Source organism: Lacinutrix sp. MEBiC02595 (assembly GCF_053601555.1).
Genome location: NZ_JBSHNU010000217.1, coordinates 409,729 through 428,278, shown reverse-complemented (window position 1 = coordinate 428,278; position 18,550 = coordinate 409,729). Strand labels below are relative to the sequence as shown.

The following is an 18,550-nucleotide window of genomic DNA, read 5'->3' as shown; positions in this document are numbered from 1 at the left end:
TGAATCTTGAATAGATTTGGCTAACGCCTAATCTCATTCTTCGATTTATTCACAAGGTTAATATTGTTTTAGAGGAGCTCATGCATCTCGCAAACTCGATGTCATTAACATCGTAGAGAAAAATTATAGAAGAAAAAAATAAAGAAAAAGTAGAATGCCAATGCGCCAGCTGGCTCATTCACTAAAAAGGTCTACCAGACCTTTTCTTAACGCTCTGCCCTGCTTTTACCAAAGCAAAGTGCACATAACGCAGGCCATTATAGTACATTTTATAACAATTAGCGAATAGCACATTTGAGTGCTATTTTACATAGTTGCAGATATAATTCTTTAGACTTATATCGATAGCAATTATGTAAAAGCTAATTGTGACTTCGTTAGTACTTTATTAATTATTGAATTATGATTTTTTTTGTGACACTGCCTTTATCAGATAAAATATGTAATAAATAGACTCCTTTATGGAAATCGCTTATATTTATTTCATTGTTAGGGTTTTCATCTTTTAATAATAGTTTTCCAGTGATGGAATACAAAGCAATTTCTTCAATTTTTAATCCTTCTTTAGAAGATACATGAATTTTATCGCTTGTAGGATTTGGATATATATAAATAGAACCTTCAAAATTAGAATCTGCTATACTTAATGTTGTTGCAATTTCTGTATTAACTGTATTGGTAATAATTGGTAAGTTATAATCAAAGTATATATTAGCATTGCCTGAAATAATATCTCCTATTTGAATATCTGCTTTTGGCTTTATTTTAAAAGTTACAAATCCATGGCTATTAAGTTCATCATCTTGAGATGCTGGCAACTGGATATTTTCAAAATTAAAATCAACAGAATTGCCATGATGTATTTGCACATAATTTGTATGACTTGCTGATATTGGTCTGAAAGTATCCCAATCAAGATTATCGCTTATTACGTCTTGTATTCTAACATTAACAGCACTTGCTGTTCCTGTATTTTGAAAACGTATTCTATAGTGAAGATAATTATCTATTTCTTGTATTGTTATCTCATCGCCTTCTAAAACATATTTGTCATTAGGATCAAAAGAATTAACTGCTATTTGATTAAACGTAAACACATTGTTTCCTAAATCATCATCTAATACATTGCTATTTATGACTGATGTTAATGTTAAGATATCATCTGAATTAACAATTGGAGGCTGTTTTGTTTTTAAGATTACATCAATATAACGCGTTTCAAAAGGCTGTAATGCACTGTAATTATAGGTTAGCGTATTTGATGTTTCAGTATCTGGTGGAGTTTGAGTTCCTTGAATATATTCTTGTAAAGCATCATTGAATTGAATAGATACGTCTCCATCAATAATTGTGGTACCTAAATTTTCATAAGTAATTCTGTAAGCCGATTCAAATCCTGGTCGTGCATCTTCTAGAGGCATTACTGAAGTTGCAACATCATTTACTGTTACTATACTAGAAACACAAAAATTTACTGTTATTGTTTCAGCTATATTATTAAATTCAATTTCTTCGCTAATTGGTGAGACTGCAAAACGAGCATCATTTATAACAGGCTGTACAGTATATGTTCCATTTTGAACCAGCACTTTAGAGAGTCCATCTATATTAGTAAAACCTACTTGATTACCATCTACATTAAGAATTTCAATTTTCACATTATTAGCTAAAACAGATCCTGATGTACAACTGTTATTGTTTGAATCGAAAGAGACTAGGCTAAATATGGTATTGAAAGTTATATCGTATATTCTAATTTTTCCTTGCCCATCAAAACCATTGTCATCATTAAAAGGAGCTGCAGCGATAAAGGTATTGCCATCTGAAGATAACGAAACTCCAGCTCCATACTTTTCCCAAGCAGTTTCTCCAATAATATCAGAACCTAGTTGTGACCAATCTCCATCAAAATCATCATAATTATAGATTCTAACTCTACCATATTCACCGTTAAAAAATCCATCTCCTGTCCAATTATATAATGGATTACCAACAGCTAAACGATTACCATCAGCTGATAATGAAACTCTAGATGCTGGGAAGCTAAAATAATTTTCCGTTTCCCATTGGGAACCATTATAGTCATATATTATTGCCGAAGGCGCAGCTGCTCCAGGTACATTAATAGCAATGCGATTACCGTTTGCAGACATAGAAACAGAAGCTCCAGTACTTCCTCCTTGATTTGCTGGTCCGAAATCTAAACCTAATTGTATCCAGTCTGTCCCATTGTATTCATATACTCTAACATTTCCTTCAGCTAAGCCAGATCCTGGAGCTCCTACACCAATCCTATTACCATCTGCAGATATTGTTACTGAAGATCCAAATCTTTCATCTATGGTTATAGAAGTCGCTAGACCATTTATAACTGGTCCTAATTGCTGCCAATTTGTACCATTATATTCATAAATTACAACTTGTCCTGTGCCAGACCCATTATCACTATTTGTGGCATCACCAATAACTATTCTATTTCCGTTACTTGATAATGCTATTGCATTCGGTGAATAATATCCCTCATTACTTAATTTTATTATATCTCCACCTAACTGTTCCCAATCACTTCCATTATATTTAAAAATCTTAACATAATCGTTAATAAAATTTGCTGTTACTGCTAAAATAGTTCCATCAGACGATAACGACACAACACTCCCAAAATAATCACCTGTATTTCCACTAATTGTACTACCTAATTGTATCCACTGATCATTAACATTACTGTATACTTTAACTTGCCCAGCGTCTACTCCATTTACATCGTTTCTACTTGAACCAACTGCAATTACTGAACCATTATCTGAAATAGCCGAACTTCCTAATAATTCTATTGATGCTTCTCCATCAATATCACCTCCGATTTGGACTTGGGCATTTATAAATTGGAAAAATAAAATGGATAGTATAAAGTAAAATTTTTTCATAAAAAGTAGTATTTAAATATTCAACAATAATAATTATAATAAAATGATCCACCTAATATTTATTTTAACTAGTGCCACTCCACACACATTTACTCATGCATGCTTATTGCTAATGGAAATCGTGAATCTTCGATTTCACCTCTCTCCTATCATCGTTTATTCATAGTAACGCCTAATCTCATTCTTCGATTTATTCACAAGGGTAATATTGTTTTAGGGGAGTTATTGAATCTCGAATAGATTTGGCTAACGCCTAATCTCATTCTTCGATTTATTCACAAGGTTAATATTGTTTTAGAGGAGTTCTTGAATCTCGCAAACTCGATGTCATTAACATTGCGACTACAGAATAAACTTTAGTATTTTGGTTATTAAATACTCAGGATGTTCTTATTTAAAAAGTATGTAAAATAACAAAACCACTATGGGTTTTTAGCCTATAGTGGTTTTGTTATATTTTAGAATCTCTAATTACTATGTATTAATTTACAATAACTTGACTACCACAAGCAGTGTTAGCGGTATAACATTGAGTTCCTGAGCCTTTTTTACTGAAACTATAAGAGTAATCTCCGTCACATTCCTTATCTGTAGAACCGTTATCCCATAATTCTGTTCCCGAAAATGTTCTATCATCTCCTTTTTCAAATACATAAATAATTCTACCTGTTTCATTCCTAATAGTTACTTTTTCACCAGCCCTCTTTTTATGGAAAGCCATCGTTCTTTTATACTCAGGTGTTGCTTTAATAGAGTCGTTATACTTTTTTAAATCTGCGTCACCTCTATCTCTAGCAGCTATTATGTTTTTATCTCCCTTTAATTCAGCAGATGTTCTTGCATCTTGCTTCGCTTTCATAGCCACTAAGTAATCCGTAATGTTTTTACGTAAATCTTTTATCTTGATTCCGCTATTGCCACTAGAAATCCCGCCTGCCTTAGATTTTAATGCCTTCATTTTTTCTTTAAACGACATTTTCTTCTTTTTAGGTTCTTGTACCTTTTCTGCTTCTTTTGATGGTGTAGCTGTTCCTTTTTTTATGTATATTTTTTCAATTCCTTTAAAAGATGTATTATCATCAGAAATACCAGCAAGCAAGAGTACATAATCACCTATAGAAACAAATCCATCCTTTTTATATTTATGTTTTAATACAGATTCGAATGGGTATCCAGAAGCCAAATAGTAATTGTCTACAGCATTATACCTGTGCTGCACCACCCCTTTATTATTGCCTTCTTCTTCGATAACAACTTCTATTTTATACCCTTCTCCAGTAGCAAGATACTCTGTTTGGAAGGATACAGGAAAACGCTTATCGGTTGCTGTATACACTCCATCTCCACTTTCATCATAAACTGTCCAATATTCTTGATATTGATCTGTGGTAGATATATTAGTAAATAAACTGTTTTGTGCTTGTGTTATGGTTGCTACTAAAAGTAAAGCAAACGCTAAAATTGTTTTTTTCATAATTGGTTATTTATATTTTCCTTGTGCAAATATCTTATAGAGATAGTTTTAAAAACGTGGTGAGTTTCTGAAACACGATTTTCAATTTCTAAACAAAAAAATCCCGCAGGCATGACACTTACGAGATTTAAACAAACTATTTCCTTACTTTTTTAAGAATTTTTTGTGGAGACGCTTCCGTTTTCGGTTTCTATTGTAATTACATACAATCCACTTTTTAAGTTTGAAGTTGTAATGGTTTTTGAAGTTGTTTTTAAAACTTTTGTTCCTAATACAGAATAGATAGTAGCTCGTTTTAAATTGCTATTCCTTTTAATATTAGGAACTGTTGTTGTTGGTTTTGGGTATAACGATACTTCATGGAGTGTAAAATTTTCTATGAAGTTTATATCTGTTCGTTAGTTGCAAAATGGAAATCAGAAATTAGTATACAAGAATCGGAAATTGATATACCTCTACTCCTGCTCTGCTCTATAATTTTGCATCATTATTAATCTTTAAAAAAATTAAAGTGATGAATAAAACAATTTTTATAACAGGAGCAAGTAGCGGCATAGGAAAAGCAACAGCAATTCATTTTCAGGAAAAAGGATGGAATGTAGTTGCAACAATGCGTAATACAGATAGCGGAAAAGATTTAGCAGATTTGCAAAACGTTTTGGTAACGCGATTAGATGTTACAGACAGTAGTTCTATTAAATCCGCTGTAATGGCTGCAGTCAAAAAGTTTCAAACTATAGACGTTTTACTAAATAATGCAGGTTATGGTATGTTAGGGACTCTAGAAGCAACTCCTATTGCAACCATTCGTGAACAATACAATGTAAACGTTATAGGTCTTCTGGAAACGACGCAAACCGTTTTACCAATTATGCGCAAACAAAAAGCTGGAACTATTGTAAACATATCATCCATGGGTGGACGTATTGCATTACCTCTAGGTAGCGTGTATGGCGCTACAAAATATGCTGTAGAAGGTATTTCTGAAGCGTTACAGTATGAACTTGAGCCATTAGGTATTCATGTGAAAATTATTGAACCAGGTGTTATTACATCAAACTTTAGTAAATCTGTAGCTTTTAATGACGAAAACATTAGTGATTATAAAGTGGTTGTAGATAAAATAATGAAAACCTATAAAGGCGAAGAAACTAATGATACTTTTCCTGGAAGCGAACCAAACACAGTTGCTAAAGTAATAGACACTGCGATCCATGATACTACAAACCAACTTAGATTTCCTGCAGGTAATGATGCTGAACAAATGTTAGAAGCAAGAGCAAAACTATCGGATGGAGAGATGATAGCTATGTTGAAAGAAAACTTTGGAATTTAATTAAAGGAATCAAAAATGGAAAATATTATTATATCTGGTGCTACAAATGGCATAGGAAAAGCACTTATTGCCGCGTTAATAAAAAATGGCGACTATAAAATTGGAATTATAGGAAGGAATAAAGAGAAGTTAACTGCCTTAACCAAGTTACCGAACGCTACTGCTAATCAAATACACATTTATCAAGCGGACTTATCCTCTTTAGCACAAACTAAAAAGATAGCAAAAGAGATTATTGCTGATTTTGACCAAATAGATTATTTGATTAATAATGCAGGTGCTTATTATTATGATAAAGAAATCACCTCTGAAGGTTTTGAGAAAACCATAGCCACTAATTATTTATCTACTTACCTTCTTAACAAATACCTGAGTCCAATAGTAATACGTACGGCTTCAGAAAAAGGAGATGCGCAAATAATTAACACAGGTTCTAGTGGACACAAAAGAGCTATTAATTGGGACGATTTTAATTTTGATAAAAAAGAATTTGACGGCCCTTTTGTTTATGAACATTCCAAACACTTAATGATTTCTCATACGTTTGATTTAGCAAAACAATTACAGAATACAAATGTGAGAGTCAATACAATTCATCCAGGTTTTGTGACATCCGGATTAATAAAAGGAAAAAAAATGCCTTTCCCAATGAACGTGTTAACAAAAATTCTTCCGATATTTATGGGTATTACTCCTGAAAAAGCAAAAGATACTTATCTATGGTTACTATTTGATGAAGAAGCTAAAACGCTTAATTCGGAATACGTCAGTAATAAAAAAATAGGCAAAGTTTGGAAACCTATTATGGATGAGCAAGCACAAAAACGACTACGATTAGAAACCGAAAAAAGGATAGCAAATTATATTTAATAACAAGTAATTAGTACTAAAAACAAATGAAACCAGATTTTATAACTATTAACACTATTAGTGAAGTGAATGCTATTTTTCATGTAGACGCACCAAACCATCCTTTAGTATCTGTGATTCATTTAAACGATCCTAAAATTAGGAAGCGTTTTAATAACGAAAACTTTATAATCAATTTGTATTCTATTGCTGTAAAAGATATTGATTTGAAGGGATTTAGCTATGGCAGAAACAAGTTTGATTTTGAAAGTGGTACCATGCTGTTTATTGAGCCTGGTCAAGTTATTTCTCCAGGAGATGAAGAAATAGGTGACAATAATCAGGGTTGGATGTTATTTTTCCATCCTGATTTAATTGGCCACTCTTCGCTTTCATCTAAAATGAAGTCGTACGATTTCTTTTCATACAACCTTCATGAAGCTTTACATCTTTCTGAAAAAGAACGGAACGAAATAAAAATATTGGTTGATAAAATTGAAACAGAATATTTTCAAAATATAGATAGACACAGTCAAAATGTAATTGTTTCTGCTATAGAATTGATCTTAAGTTATGCGACGCGCTATTACGACCGTCAGTTTTTTACACGTTCTGTTTTTAATACAGATAAAGTGAGTGCGTTTGAAACACTACTAACCTCGTATTGCAATTCGGAACAGTTGAAAGCAGATGGAGTTCCTTCTGTTCAATATTTAGCCGAAGCTTTAAATATGTCACCAAAATATTTAACGGAATTACTAAAAAAGGAAACTGGAAGAAGTGCACAAAACCATATACATGAAGTTATAATATCAAAAGCTAAAACCACACTTTTAAATTCAAATAAGAGTGTTAGCGAAATAGCTTATGATTTAGGTTTTGAATATCCTCAGTATTTTAGCACGCTTTTTAAAAAGAAAACACAATTAAATCCAAGTGATTTCCGGTCTTTAAATTAGCCTATGCAATAAGATATTAAAATTAGATAACTTTGTAACTTGACAGGAAGTGCCTTTATAAACGGATTAATACAGTTGCTTACTTGTAGCTTATAATTAATGATATCTCCAGTTTCTATCATCTGCTCTTTAAGCTAACATTTTAGAAGAAGAAAACGAATATTTTATTAAAGAAGTGTTTTTTTACCTTTGTCTTAGTAAGTGAGGTAATCAATAAAAGACTAAATCTGTAAATAAGATGTAATTTCTTTAGCAGTTTGTCTTGCTGTTTTTCCTACTCCATAAATAGTTGCAGATGCATAACCGGTCCAACTACCATAGCCTACTAACCACAAATTAGGTATTTGCTTAGATCGCGTATACTGGGTTTCTATTTTATTATTATTTATGATATTGAGTTTTTTTAAATGGTTTAAATTAGCCCTAAAACCAGTACACCAAATTACAATATCAAACTCGCTTTTAGTGCCATCTTCCCATACAACACCATGCTCATAAAAGGATTTAAAAGGTCTCTTAGCGTTTAGCACACCTCGCTCTCTAGCCTCTTTAACAGTGTCTATCATTACGATTTCACTTAAAGAAGGTTTTTTTAGATTTGGTATGGTTTCTTTATTATCTAAAAATGTATTTGAGGCATCAATAAATAAGTAACGACCATCAATATGATCTGGTAGAAAACTAGGCTCTTTTAAAGTAACCCATTGCGTATTTGCAACTTTGGAAACTTCGGCTAAAATTTGTGCTCCTGAATTTCCTCCTCCTATAATTAATACCTTTTTGTTTCCATAAGTGCTTGCATTTCTATACTCAGAAGAATGCAATTGCACACCTTTAAAAACTTCTTGATTTGGGTATTTCGGAACAAAACGATGTTGCGCTGTTCCTGTAGCGCTAACAACAGTTTTACTGTAAAACAACCCTTTATTTGTTTCCACCTTAAAACCAAAATCTTCTTGTATTACAGAGAGTACCTTAGTTTGATGCTGTACCGGAAACTCATATCGTAATTCATATCGTTTTAAATAAGAAATGAATTCGTTTTTACTTGGATACTCCTCTACACCTTTTGGCATCATCCAACCAGAAAGTGAGCTATATTGTGTGGGTGAAAATAATTTTAAACCGTCCCAAGTTTGCAACCAAGATCCTCCAGCTTGCTCTTGATCGTCTAAAATAAGGTAGTCTAATTTATTTCTTCTTAAAAAATAAGCTACAGAAAGTCCAGCTTGACCACCGCCAATAATAAGTGTATCATATATTTTCATTTTGATAATATTTTTAATTAAATTAAGAAAAAACCATTAGTTTATCGCTATGCCTCTACACTTTTAATACTACTTTTTTTAATGTTTAAAATAGAGGCTCTTAAAAATAGAGAGCGGCTACTATTTGTTCATTAACGCTTCTAACAAGAACAACAATCGTTTGCATTATCATTTTCATTAAAAGAGCAATCTACACCAGCATCAATTGCTTTTTTTAACTGATGAAATGCTTGCTGAATCTTAGCTAATGGTGAAGCCACATTGATACGCATAAATTGTGTGTGCGAACTTTCAAACCAATCTCCAGGTGTTAAGGCTAATTTTGCTTGATGCACAACCAAATGTTTTAAAGCAGCATCCGAAAGATTCAATTTACTAAAATCTAACCAAACTTGATAGGTTCCTTCTGGTTTATAAAGGGTTACTTCTGGTAATTCATTTTTAACAAAATCTTCCATCCAATGCATGGTTTTTTCCAGATACACCAATAAATCATCTAACCACTCCTCGCCTTTTGTATATGCAGCAATTGTAGCATTAGCCGAAAGAATATTTCCGTGATCTAAATACAAAGAACCTATAATACTTTTAACTTGCTTATGTGTTTCTTCATTTGGTATATATAAGTATCCATTAGAAATGCTTTGCATCCCAAAGGTTTTTGCTGGAGAACCTAAAACAGCAATATGATTAGCACTATTAGTTAATGAAGCGATACTATTAAATTGTGCTTTAGAATACACAATATCCGAATGAATTTCATCACTAATAATAGTAACATTATATTGGTTTGCAAGATCTACTAATTTTTGTAATTCTTCCTTTGTCCAAACCCTACCAACAGGATTGTGTGGATTACAAAGTAAAATCGTTTTAATATTTAGGGTTTTGAGTTTACGCTCCAGATCTTCAAAATCCATTTGATATTGGCCATCCACAACTTTCAATTTATTGTGGATTACCTTTCTTCCTGCAGATTCAATAACCTTAAAAAACTGATGATAAACAGGTGTTTGTACTAGTATTCCATCTCCTTTTTCTGTTAATTCTCTAATTAAAACACCAATTCCTGTAAGCACACCAGAAACTTGTACAAAAGATTTAGGATTTAATTTTAATTGATGACGCTTTAAATTCCAATCTGAAATAGCTTTAAAAACTTCCTCTGTATTAAATTCATAGGCATACATATTTCTTGTTACCAATGTTTGCAAAGCTTCTTGAATAGGTTTTGCTATTTCAAAATCCATATCAGCAATCCATAAAGGCATGACGTCTGTTGCGCCAAACATTCCTTTTAAGTAATTAGGATTACTCTTAGCAAAATTATTTTGGTTATCGTGTATTATATCAAATGGATTCATTTTATGCTGTGTATTAGTTTTTGTTATTTCCATTCTTTTTTTGCTGCGACAAAATCTTTTTGAAATTTGTCTGTATGCCACATTAAGGCTAACATCTTATGCGCTATTTGCCTTGCTGCTTCTTCATCACTAGGAAAATGAACTCCCATAATTTCTCTGGATAAACCAATTTCGTAAGCTAAAGCGATATATTCATCTCTCTTTTCTGGCGCTAATTCACTTAAAGTATAAGCTTGAATATATGCCCATAATGTATGTCCGCTAGCAAACGAAGGTGTTGGTATTTCCTGTAAAGGTTTAATATTGGCATTAAGATGATAAGGTCTTGCTCTTATTACCTTAAATTTTATGGCAAACTCCAATAAACGAGTGTCTTGCATAACGCCTTTTAATAGTGCTGCAGTTTTAGGATACTCTTTTGCATTATACTTTTTTCCTGAAACCTCTCTAGCCATAAAAAATAAATCTTTTAAATTACTTTCATATCTATCATCCGTTTTCGTTACGTTTTTATGAGGCCAATACCCAATTTTGGCTAACTGTAAAACACGTTCCGTTTGTTCTGTTGTTCGTTTATTTTGTAAATCGAGTAAAAAATCTAATTCTGCTCTCGTTTGCTCGGAACTATTAGCTGGAAAATTTACGGAATTGCTAATAAAATCTACCTGACTAGAACTTAAATAATATGGTTGGTTTAAGGCATAAACTAATATAAAATTCAAATAATTACCGGATGGATATGCAATGGCATCCATAGATGTGAAGTCTTCATTTTTTTCTCCACTTAATTGGTTTAAATCTTTGTAATGATTATTTATAGATGCAATGTCATGTATTTCAGAGAAAGTTGAATGCTGACTGAATAAACTCGTAGTTATAGTAAGTAATAAAATTAATATGGTGTGCTTCTTAAATGTTTTCATGGTATTCATTATAATTAATATGATTTATAGATAGACGTCAACTTTAAAAAAAGACGCAAAAAAAAATGCCTCATTATGGAATGTGGCATTTTTCTATTAATTAATCGGATATAATTATTTTTCAGCATAAACACCAAGACTAACAATAGCGTTCTCGCTTGCCTTGAACTTTTCTAATTCTTCTGGGCAACAAACATAATGCAACAATACATCATCTGGTATATCAATAATACGTTCTTTAGTAATGGTAATATTTTTGAATCCAGCATCTTTTATGGCTTCTATATAATCTTCTTGTTGTAATGCTCCAGAAATACAGCCTGCATACATTTCCGCAGCTTCCATAATACCTTTTGGTAAAGTACCTCTCAATACAATATCGGACATGCTAAAATGTCCTCCGGGTTTTAATACGCGATATACTTCTTGATACGCTTTCGTCTTATTTGGTACCAAATTAAGTACACAGTTACTTACCGAAACATCAATAGAATTATCTTTTAAAGGAAGTGCTTCAATTTCGCCTAAAACAAAATCTACATTTGTATACTCTAATTTCTGTTTGTTCTCATTTGCTTTTTCAATCATGGCTTCGGTCATATCAACACCAATTACATGACCAGAATCTCCTACAATTCTTCTAGCAACAAAGGCATCATTTCCAGCACCAGAACCTAAATCTAGAACGGTATCTCCTTCTTTAATTTTAGCGTGTTCTGTTGGAATTCCGCATCCTAAAGCATAATCTGCATCTGCTTCATAACCAGCAACAGAGGCATAACTTTCACTCATTGACCAGTCTTGAATTGGCGAATCGCAAGCTGTTGGTCCGCAACCACAACCTGCTCCAGAATTAGCGACTCTTGTATACGCTTCTTTTACGTTTTCTTTAATTTCTTGTGACATATTATATCTATTTAAAGTGTTATAATTTAATTTTCACTCTATAGACGTCTGCTTAAAAAAAAGACGCAAAAAAATAGTTAATCACAAGATGGGTTGCATTTTTTTTCTTTGTAATCTATTACATCACCATATACATCTGTAGATATTTCACAACATTGGTCGTAAGAAGATTTTAATAACTCTCTACCACGTTGCACTCTGGATTTTGCTCCTGAATACGAGATGTTTAACCGTTCTGCTATTTCTTTTTGCGGAATATTTTCAATATCAGCCAAAATAATTGCTTGTTTATACTTTTCAGGAAGTGAATTAATAAACGGACTAATACAATGTGTGAGTTCAGAGGTAAGTGAATCATTCATATAATCTTCAGCCTCTATGTTGTCGGAAGACGTTTCAAATTTTAATTTTCTAAAATGAGAAATTATTTCGTTACGTGTTATTTGATAAATCCAAGACACCAATTTCTCTTTATTCTTTAAAGAGTCAAATTTTGTAAACGCCTTTAAAAAAACATCTTGTACAATATCTTTTGTAAGTTCAGGATCCTTAACTTTTCCGTTAACAAAATTTGTTAATCGTCCATTCATATCATTCCAAACGTGTATAATTTCAGTATTCATAGTTGTAAAAATAAATCTTTGATTTATTTATAGACGCAAATAATTAGAAAAGACGCAAAATGTTTTAAACAATTAATTGTATTTGCACACGATTCATCATAATGCCATGTAAGCTATAACTATATTTTATATACAATGGATTCTTGTTAAAAGCCCTAATATTTCTTGATAAACTCCATTTATGGGCATTAAGAAATACCATATTACAGCAATTTAATAATACATTCTAAAATCTAGTAAATTACAAATTTTGTGATGCCTTTGATGCAGCTCTTCCACAACATCTAGCATATTATCATCTTCTTTAAATAAGTTAAAGAATGCCATATCCAGATGTGAACTAGTTATTCCATTAGATGCATTTCCATATCCAGAAACTGCTTTTGCTCCAGTGATATCCAAAAAATATTGTGCCTCTTCTGCGTCTAAATCTAGAACTTTTGCATTGGAGAAATGTAAAATCTTTCCTTCTAATCGTCCTTCAAACATTTCTGCAATTTCTTGTAGACTATAGTAATAGTCATTTAAACAAATACTATTTGCTTCCCCGGTTATTACCATGTAAATTATTTCGTAGTCTTTAAAATGATGATCATCCAATACCAATGCATTTAAGCTCGATTCTAATCCTTCAATGGTGTCGCATGTATTATAAATACTGGCTACGCCATATTGCGTGGTTAGTTGTTCTAATTTTTTTTGTGCTTCGGTAACGGTATCTATCTCTATGTCTTCCACTGCTTCTAAACAGTAAATAAAATAATCGGCATCTATTAATTGCTCTTGGGGTAATTGCTGTGTTTTCTCTAACAAATCTCAGTATTTATGCGTAGTGTATCAAGTACAAAAATAATGGAAATCTTTTATTTTTTTCAATGATTTCATATAAAACACATAGAAATATGGCTAGAATGTTTGAGGGAGCGGATAATTTTAATCAACCCACTAATAATTAGGATGTTTCTTTAGTTATAGAAATGGATCCTATGTTTAAGGGAGCAACATCCTTTGATTAAGACATCTCTTACTGATGTGTATTTCATGAAAATTTACAAGGCAAACAACCTTCAGATAGAACGTTTTATTAAAGAGTAATTTTTTTATGGAAATCGGAATAAATATTATACTTCCCCTCTATAGATACTTATATAAAAAGTGTTTATACGATCGCCTATATTTGAGAAATAAGAGTAGTGAACCGCCTTTGTTGGTTACATTAATATTTAGGCTAACTATTATTCCAATTTAAAAATGTAGTTACAAAGTGTTCTTTTTTTCTAAAGGATACTGGTATTTTTTTACCATTTTTCAAATGAATAATTCCAGATTTCTCATACTTATCAATAAATTTTAAGTTGACTATAAACGATTGATGTGGACGAATAAAATTAGCTGTAATTAGTCGTTCTTCAAATTCCTTCAAGGTTTTGGAAACCAAATACTTTTTATTATCGCTACAATAAAACGTGGTATATCCTTTATCTGATTCACAGAACATTAATTCCTTTAAATCTACCACCTGAAAGCTATCATGAAGCGATAATACTAAGGTGTTATCTTCCTTATTCCAAGCTTCTTTTACGGTTTGTATTTGCTGTCTTTGTGTGGCAATAGGTAATTTTTCAACTTTTTGTAATGCCAGTTCCAGTTCTTCTACATCCACAGGTTTTAAAAGATAATCTACAGCTCCCATTTTTAAAGCTTGTAGTGCAAATTCTTCATAAGCGGTTATAAATATTACTTTAAATGCTAAGTTTTCTGTTTGTTCTAAAAAATCGAAAGCAGTACCATCTAGAAGATTAATATCTAAAAAAATTAAATCTGGTTTACAAGCATTTGCTACTATAACGGCATCTTTTACAGATTCGCACTCGCCAATTACTTCTACTTTGGCATCTATTAATTGCAATAAATTAAGCAGTCCTTTTCTAATATATGCTTTATCTTCTACTAGTAGTGTTTTCATTAAGCTACTGTTTTATACGGAATTATTAAAGTAACAATGGTTCCTTGTTCGTTATATTTTTTTCTATCTTCTATAGACACAGAACCTTGCATATTAAAATCTTTAGATAATACTTCTAACCGTTCCGAAGTTATTAGTGTAGATAATGATTTTTTATTTTTATTCTTCCCTTCTTTTTTAGATGCAACTCCTACCCCATTATCTATTATAGTACAAATTAGCTTTTTTTCTAAATAACTTAAACGAATATCTATTTTTCTGTTTTCTTTTTGATCTACAAAGGCGTGCTCTATAGCATTTTCTACAAAGGGTTGAATGAGCATTGGTGGTACTTCAAATAAAGGAATATCAATACTGTCTTCGACTAAAACAGTAGATTGATAGGCGTCATTTTCTAAATTCTGAAGGGCTAAATAATTTTGAATGGCTGTCAATTCTTGAGATAAGGAAACCGTTTTATCTCTAGAGTTTTCTAATATAATACGGAGTAGTTTTGAAAATTTCGAGAGATAATAAACAGATTTTTTTTCTTCTTTATTTAAAATCATGCCTTGCAAAACGGAAAGCGAGTTAAATATAAAGTGCGGCGTCATTTGAGAACGCAACAACTTTTGCTCGATAACTATATTTTGTGTTTTAGATTTTATATTTTTTAATTTTTGATAGAAAATAATGCCTCCCAAAAGTATGGAAACCAAAAGAAATCCAATAATTGCCCATAAATAATCTTGCTTAGATTTTTGTAAATCTTTACTAGTCGCTGTTACTACTTTTGTTAATTGTAATTCTCTAATACGAGAAGAATCTAATTGTTGCTTGTACTTATATTCATATTCTAATTGCGTAATCTTTTCAATATTTTCTTTATTAAAAAGGCTGTCCTGAAGTGCTTTAAACTTTTGATGGTTTATCAAAGCTTTTTTATAATCTCCTTGATGTTCGTAAATTTGAAAAAGTAATTCGGATGCTTTTTTTTGAGAAGGAAGCACCTTCAAATTATTAGCAATCTCTTCTCCTTTTAAAGTATAGGAAAGCGCTTTTTTATATTGCTTTTCCTCTAAATAGGTTGCTGCAATTCCTAAATAGTTTTCCGCTAAGCCTTGCTGGTCACCAATTTCTTTACTAATATTCATCGACTTTATATAATTCTCTCGTGCAATCGCTGGTTTTTTAAGCAGTAAGTGAACTTCAGCAATGTTCTTTAAACAGATAGAAGTTTGTTTTACAGCATTAATATCTTGACTTATCAGTAAAGATTCGTTAATAAATTGAAGCGCTTTAGTGTATTCCTTTTTGCTTTTATATATAAGACCTATGTTTGCTTTATTGGTTGCTATTAGGCTTTTACTTCCGTTATTGGACTGAAAATCTATAGACTGGTTGTGATACGCTAGAGCTTTATCATATTTACCCATAGATCTATAGACAGTACCAAGACTATTGAGTGCATTTGACATGCCAATGGTATCTCCTTCTTTTTCTAAATACGCAAAAGCTTGCTTATAATGTTCTATAGCAAGTGGAAAATTTCCTAAATATTTATAAACGATACCTAGGTTACTAAGCGCATATGGAATACCATATTCGTGGTTTATTTCTCTACTATAATTTAATCCTTTTTTATAATTAGAAATAGCTTCCGGATATTGTCCTGTTTCTGCATATATAGTTCCTATGTTTAATAAACTTGCAACCAGTTTTTTCTTAGCATGCATGGCTTCATATATTTGCAATGCTTTATTGTAATAGTTTAATGCCTCATCATACTGTGATTGCTGATAGTGTGAGACTCCTATTGCATTATATAAAGACGCCATTCCCTTTTCATCATTAAGACTGTCAAATAATTTAAGAGACTGCTTATAATAATCTAACCCGGCAGCATAGTTAGACTTTCTACTTTCAATAATGCCTTTTATATAAAAAATATTAGCTTTCCCTCTCGTAAAGTTTAAGCTATCATTTATGGCTTCGGCTTCGTCAATATATAAATTTGTTAATTTCATATCTCGTTGAAAATAGGTAAATGCCAAATCGTATAAAATATCTGCTCTTGTAGTATCGCGTTCTTTATGATTTTGTAATTCTACATGAAGACTATCCATATATTTATTTTGAGCAATAGCGGAAACTGGAAAAAACAAGGAGATTATTAAAAATACAATAAGGATGTTAATGATTTTCATAGGAAACAAGGACGTATTTTAAGCTAATTAACAATATAATCTTAATTGTTATTTATAAAAACCAGAATATAAGATATCTGATAGAAACAAAAAACTAAATAAAGAACAAAACCGCAAGCTCTTTAATTAAAACGCTTGCGGTTACTAAAATAAAGGAAACCAAAGTAGCTAATAAAATGATTAATAGCATAATAAGTAATTTACTTTGCAAACTTTTTAGTAAGTTTCCCTGTATCAAAATTAAGTTCTAAAATATAAACCCCGCTAGACATTGCATCAATTGCTATGGTGTTTTCTGTACCTTCTTTTACTTTAGCACCAGTAATACTGTAAATAGTATAGTTTTCTAATCTAGCTGCACCAGATGAGATTATCTTTAATGCATCCAAAGTAGTAACAACTTTTACCTCGTTAGCTAACTCAAAATCAGAGATACTTAATGCATCTTCTGTTACCGACATAAAACCAGTCCATAAAGCACCAGCATCGGTAACGTATGCTCCCATAGTGCCAGCTGGTATGTGTAAATGAATACCACTACGAAGACTATTAATAGTACTACTACCAAAAGTATCGTTAGTTCCTGTAATTATAGTAGGTGGTGTTGCGCTTTCAGAATAAACATCCGTTAAAGATAGATTCTCCGTAAAAACGGCAAACCCCATATAGGTAACACTAGCTGGTATAGTAATACTCGTCAAAGCAGCATAACGAAAAGCAGCATCACCTATACTAGTAACGTTATTACCAATTATAACATTATCTAGATTGTAATTTTGGACAAAAGCACCAACGCCAATTGTAAGAACACTGTCAGGAATAATAACACTAGTTAAATCATTATTTTGAAATGCAGTAGTGCCAATAGCAGTAACACTATAAGTTGTTGTGGCATTATCAACAGTTGCAGGAATAGCAACATCTGAACCACCATTAGCGAAATCATAACCTGTAACTTCAACAGTATTTGTACCAGAAACGGTATACTCTATAAAATTAGCATCTGTAAACGTTTGCGAATACCCTATTATAGTTATAAATAGGGCCATTAAAATAAGTAGTGATTTTTTCATAAGGAAATAGGTTTTAAAAGTTTATTTAAAGCCAAAGTAGTTTTATGAAACACAGTAAAAAATAGGAAATCTTTTTTTGTAAGGTTTTAAGCCATAAGCGTTAGGATGGATTTGATATACGTAATTTTGTTATGGAAATTATAGGAGTATCGTAGAACTCGTCTTGAATAAATAAGAGTAAAGGTGGATTTTTGTAGTATTGAATTTCATTCGAATCATTTAATGAATCATTCGAATGAAATAGCCTGATTTTATGAGGTGCAGTTTAACATCTAATTATTTTTTTTTTGACGAAATCCTATTAATTTATCTTTTACAATAGGAATTCTTAACAAGAATCCTATGCCCACAATTATTGCATAAATCAGCCAAGTTTTATCTAAAAGTGCCACGTGCAGTAAACTTAAAAAGATGGCAGCATAGGAGAAGCTCTGTAGTTTTTTCCAATTTCTTTTTAGTCGCTTCATGGATTTTCTATTGGAAGTAAAAAATAAAGGAATCATGATTAAAATTGCTATAAATCCCGTAACATAGTTTACTTGTGTAAACGTTTCCATAAATCCTTCTGCTACAATAAAAATAATGAAGTGTAAAAAACTCCATACAGGAGTTGCGATACCCATAGCTTGTCTTACAAAAAGATTGTTAATGCCAAAGAGAATAAAGAACGGGTACATGTTAGTACAGCCGTCATCC

16 protein-coding genes are annotated in these 18,550 nt (G+C 31.7%); 3 read left to right on the top strand and 13 right to left on the bottom strand.

Going from position 1 to position 18,550, the window contains the following annotated elements; translation table 11 throughout:
- Positions 1 to 392: 392 nt before the first annotated feature.
- From ACVCZW_RS09735 to ACVCZW_RS09725, 3 genes are all read right to left on the bottom strand, one after another.
- Complete coding sequence (locus ACVCZW_RS09735; protein WP_452232302.1) at positions 393 to 2,927, bottom strand: DUF7619 domain-containing protein; 2,535 nt, start codon at positions 2,925 to 2,927, stop codon at positions 393 to 395.
- Positions 2,928 to 3,408: 481 nt separating this feature from the next.
- Positions 3,409 to 4,401 (bottom strand): hypothetical protein, encoded by a 993-nt coding sequence (locus ACVCZW_RS09730; RefSeq protein WP_452232301.1) that lies wholly within the window; start codon positions 4,399 to 4,401, stop codon positions 3,409 to 3,411.
- Positions 4,402 to 4,553: 152 nt separating this feature from the next.
- A complete protein-coding gene (locus tag ACVCZW_RS09725) occupies positions 4,554 to 4,781 on the bottom strand; it encodes a T9SS type A sorting domain-containing protein (RefSeq protein ID WP_452232315.1) in 228 nt (75 codons plus the stop codon).
- A gap of 134 nt (positions 4,782 to 4,915) precedes the next feature.
- Between ACVCZW_RS09725 and ACVCZW_RS09720 the strand changes: the two genes are divergently transcribed.
- The 3 genes from ACVCZW_RS09720 to ACVCZW_RS09710 are packed head-to-tail and all read left to right on the top strand — an operon-like array spanning position 4,916 to position 7,545.
- Positions 4,916 to 5,737: an SDR family oxidoreductase gene (locus ACVCZW_RS09720; RefSeq protein WP_452232300.1), complete on the top strand. Its 822-nt coding sequence runs from the start codon at positions 4,916 to 4,918 to the stop codon at positions 5,735 to 5,737.
- Positions 5,738 to 5,752: 15 nt separating this feature from the next.
- Positions 5,753 to 6,607, top strand: coding sequence for an SDR family NAD(P)-dependent oxidoreductase (locus ACVCZW_RS09715; RefSeq protein WP_452232299.1), 855 nt, complete (start codon positions 5,753 to 5,755; stop codon positions 6,605 to 6,607).
- Positions 6,608 to 6,633: 26 nt separating this feature from the next.
- The gene (locus ACVCZW_RS09710; RefSeq protein ID WP_452232298.1) at positions 6,634 to 7,545 is read left to right on the top strand and encodes a helix-turn-helix domain-containing protein; all 912 of its coding nucleotides are present in this window, start codon (positions 6,634 to 6,636) and stop codon (positions 7,543 to 7,545) included.
- A gap of 221 nt (positions 7,546 to 7,766) precedes the next feature.
- On the opposite strand, the gene ACVCZW_RS09705 is transcribed toward ACVCZW_RS09710, so the two are convergent.
- The 10 genes from ACVCZW_RS09705 to ACVCZW_RS09660 form a co-directional block, all read right to left on the bottom strand.
- Positions 7,767 to 8,813, bottom strand: coding sequence for an ArsO family NAD(P)H-dependent flavin-containing monooxygenase (locus ACVCZW_RS09705; protein WP_452232297.1), 1,047 nt, complete (start codon positions 8,811 to 8,813; stop codon positions 7,767 to 7,769).
- A 140-nt stretch (positions 8,814 to 8,953) separates the two neighbouring features.
- Complete coding sequence (locus ACVCZW_RS09700; RefSeq protein WP_452232296.1) at positions 8,954 to 10,210, bottom strand: MalY/PatB family protein; 1,257 nt, start codon at positions 10,208 to 10,210, stop codon at positions 8,954 to 8,956.
- Positions 10,201 to 11,100: a phosphatase PAP2 family protein gene (locus ACVCZW_RS09695; protein ID WP_452232295.1), complete on the bottom strand. Its 900-nt coding sequence runs from the start codon at positions 11,098 to 11,100 to the stop codon at positions 10,201 to 10,203. Before ACVCZW_RS09695 ends, ACVCZW_RS09700 begins: the two co-directional genes overlap by 10 nt.
- Before the next feature lie 114 nt (positions 11,101 to 11,214).
- Positions 11,215 to 12,006: an arsenite methyltransferase gene (gene arsM, locus ACVCZW_RS09690; RefSeq protein WP_452232294.1), complete on the bottom strand. Its 792-nt coding sequence runs from the start codon at positions 12,004 to 12,006 to the stop codon at positions 11,215 to 11,217.
- A 77-nt stretch (positions 12,007 to 12,083) separates the two neighbouring features.
- A complete protein-coding gene (gene sigZ, locus ACVCZW_RS09685; protein WP_452232293.1) occupies positions 12,084 to 12,629 on the bottom strand; it encodes an RNA polymerase sigma factor SigZ in 546 nt (181 codons plus the stop codon).
- Positions 12,630 to 12,842: 213 nt separating this feature from the next.
- Complete coding sequence (locus ACVCZW_RS09680) at positions 12,843 to 13,442, bottom strand: DUF6642 family protein (protein WP_203458898.1); 600 nt, start codon at positions 13,440 to 13,442, stop codon at positions 12,843 to 12,845.
- A gap of 415 nt (positions 13,443 to 13,857) precedes the next feature.
- Complete coding sequence (locus tag ACVCZW_RS09675; RefSeq protein ID WP_203458896.1) at positions 13,858 to 14,595, bottom strand: LytR/AlgR family response regulator transcription factor; 738 nt, start codon at positions 14,593 to 14,595, stop codon at positions 13,858 to 13,860.
- Positions 14,595 to 16,781: a tetratricopeptide repeat protein gene (locus ACVCZW_RS09670; RefSeq protein WP_452230001.1), complete on the bottom strand. Its 2,187-nt coding sequence runs from the start codon at positions 16,779 to 16,781 to the stop codon at positions 14,595 to 14,597. Before ACVCZW_RS09670 ends, ACVCZW_RS09675 begins: the two co-directional genes overlap by 1 nt.
- 200 nt (positions 16,782 to 16,981) lie before the next feature.
- Positions 16,982 to 17,854, bottom strand: a complete 873-nt coding sequence (locus ACVCZW_RS09665) for a leucine-rich repeat domain-containing protein (protein ID WP_452232292.1) — start codon at positions 17,852 to 17,854, stop codon at positions 16,982 to 16,984.
- A 272-nt stretch (positions 17,855 to 18,126) separates the two neighbouring features.
- Positions 18,127 to 18,531: a ferric reductase-like transmembrane domain-containing protein gene (locus ACVCZW_RS09660; protein ID WP_452232314.1), complete on the bottom strand. Its 405-nt coding sequence runs from the start codon at positions 18,529 to 18,531 to the stop codon at positions 18,127 to 18,129.
- Between the last annotated feature and the right edge of the window lie 19 nt (positions 18,532 to 18,550).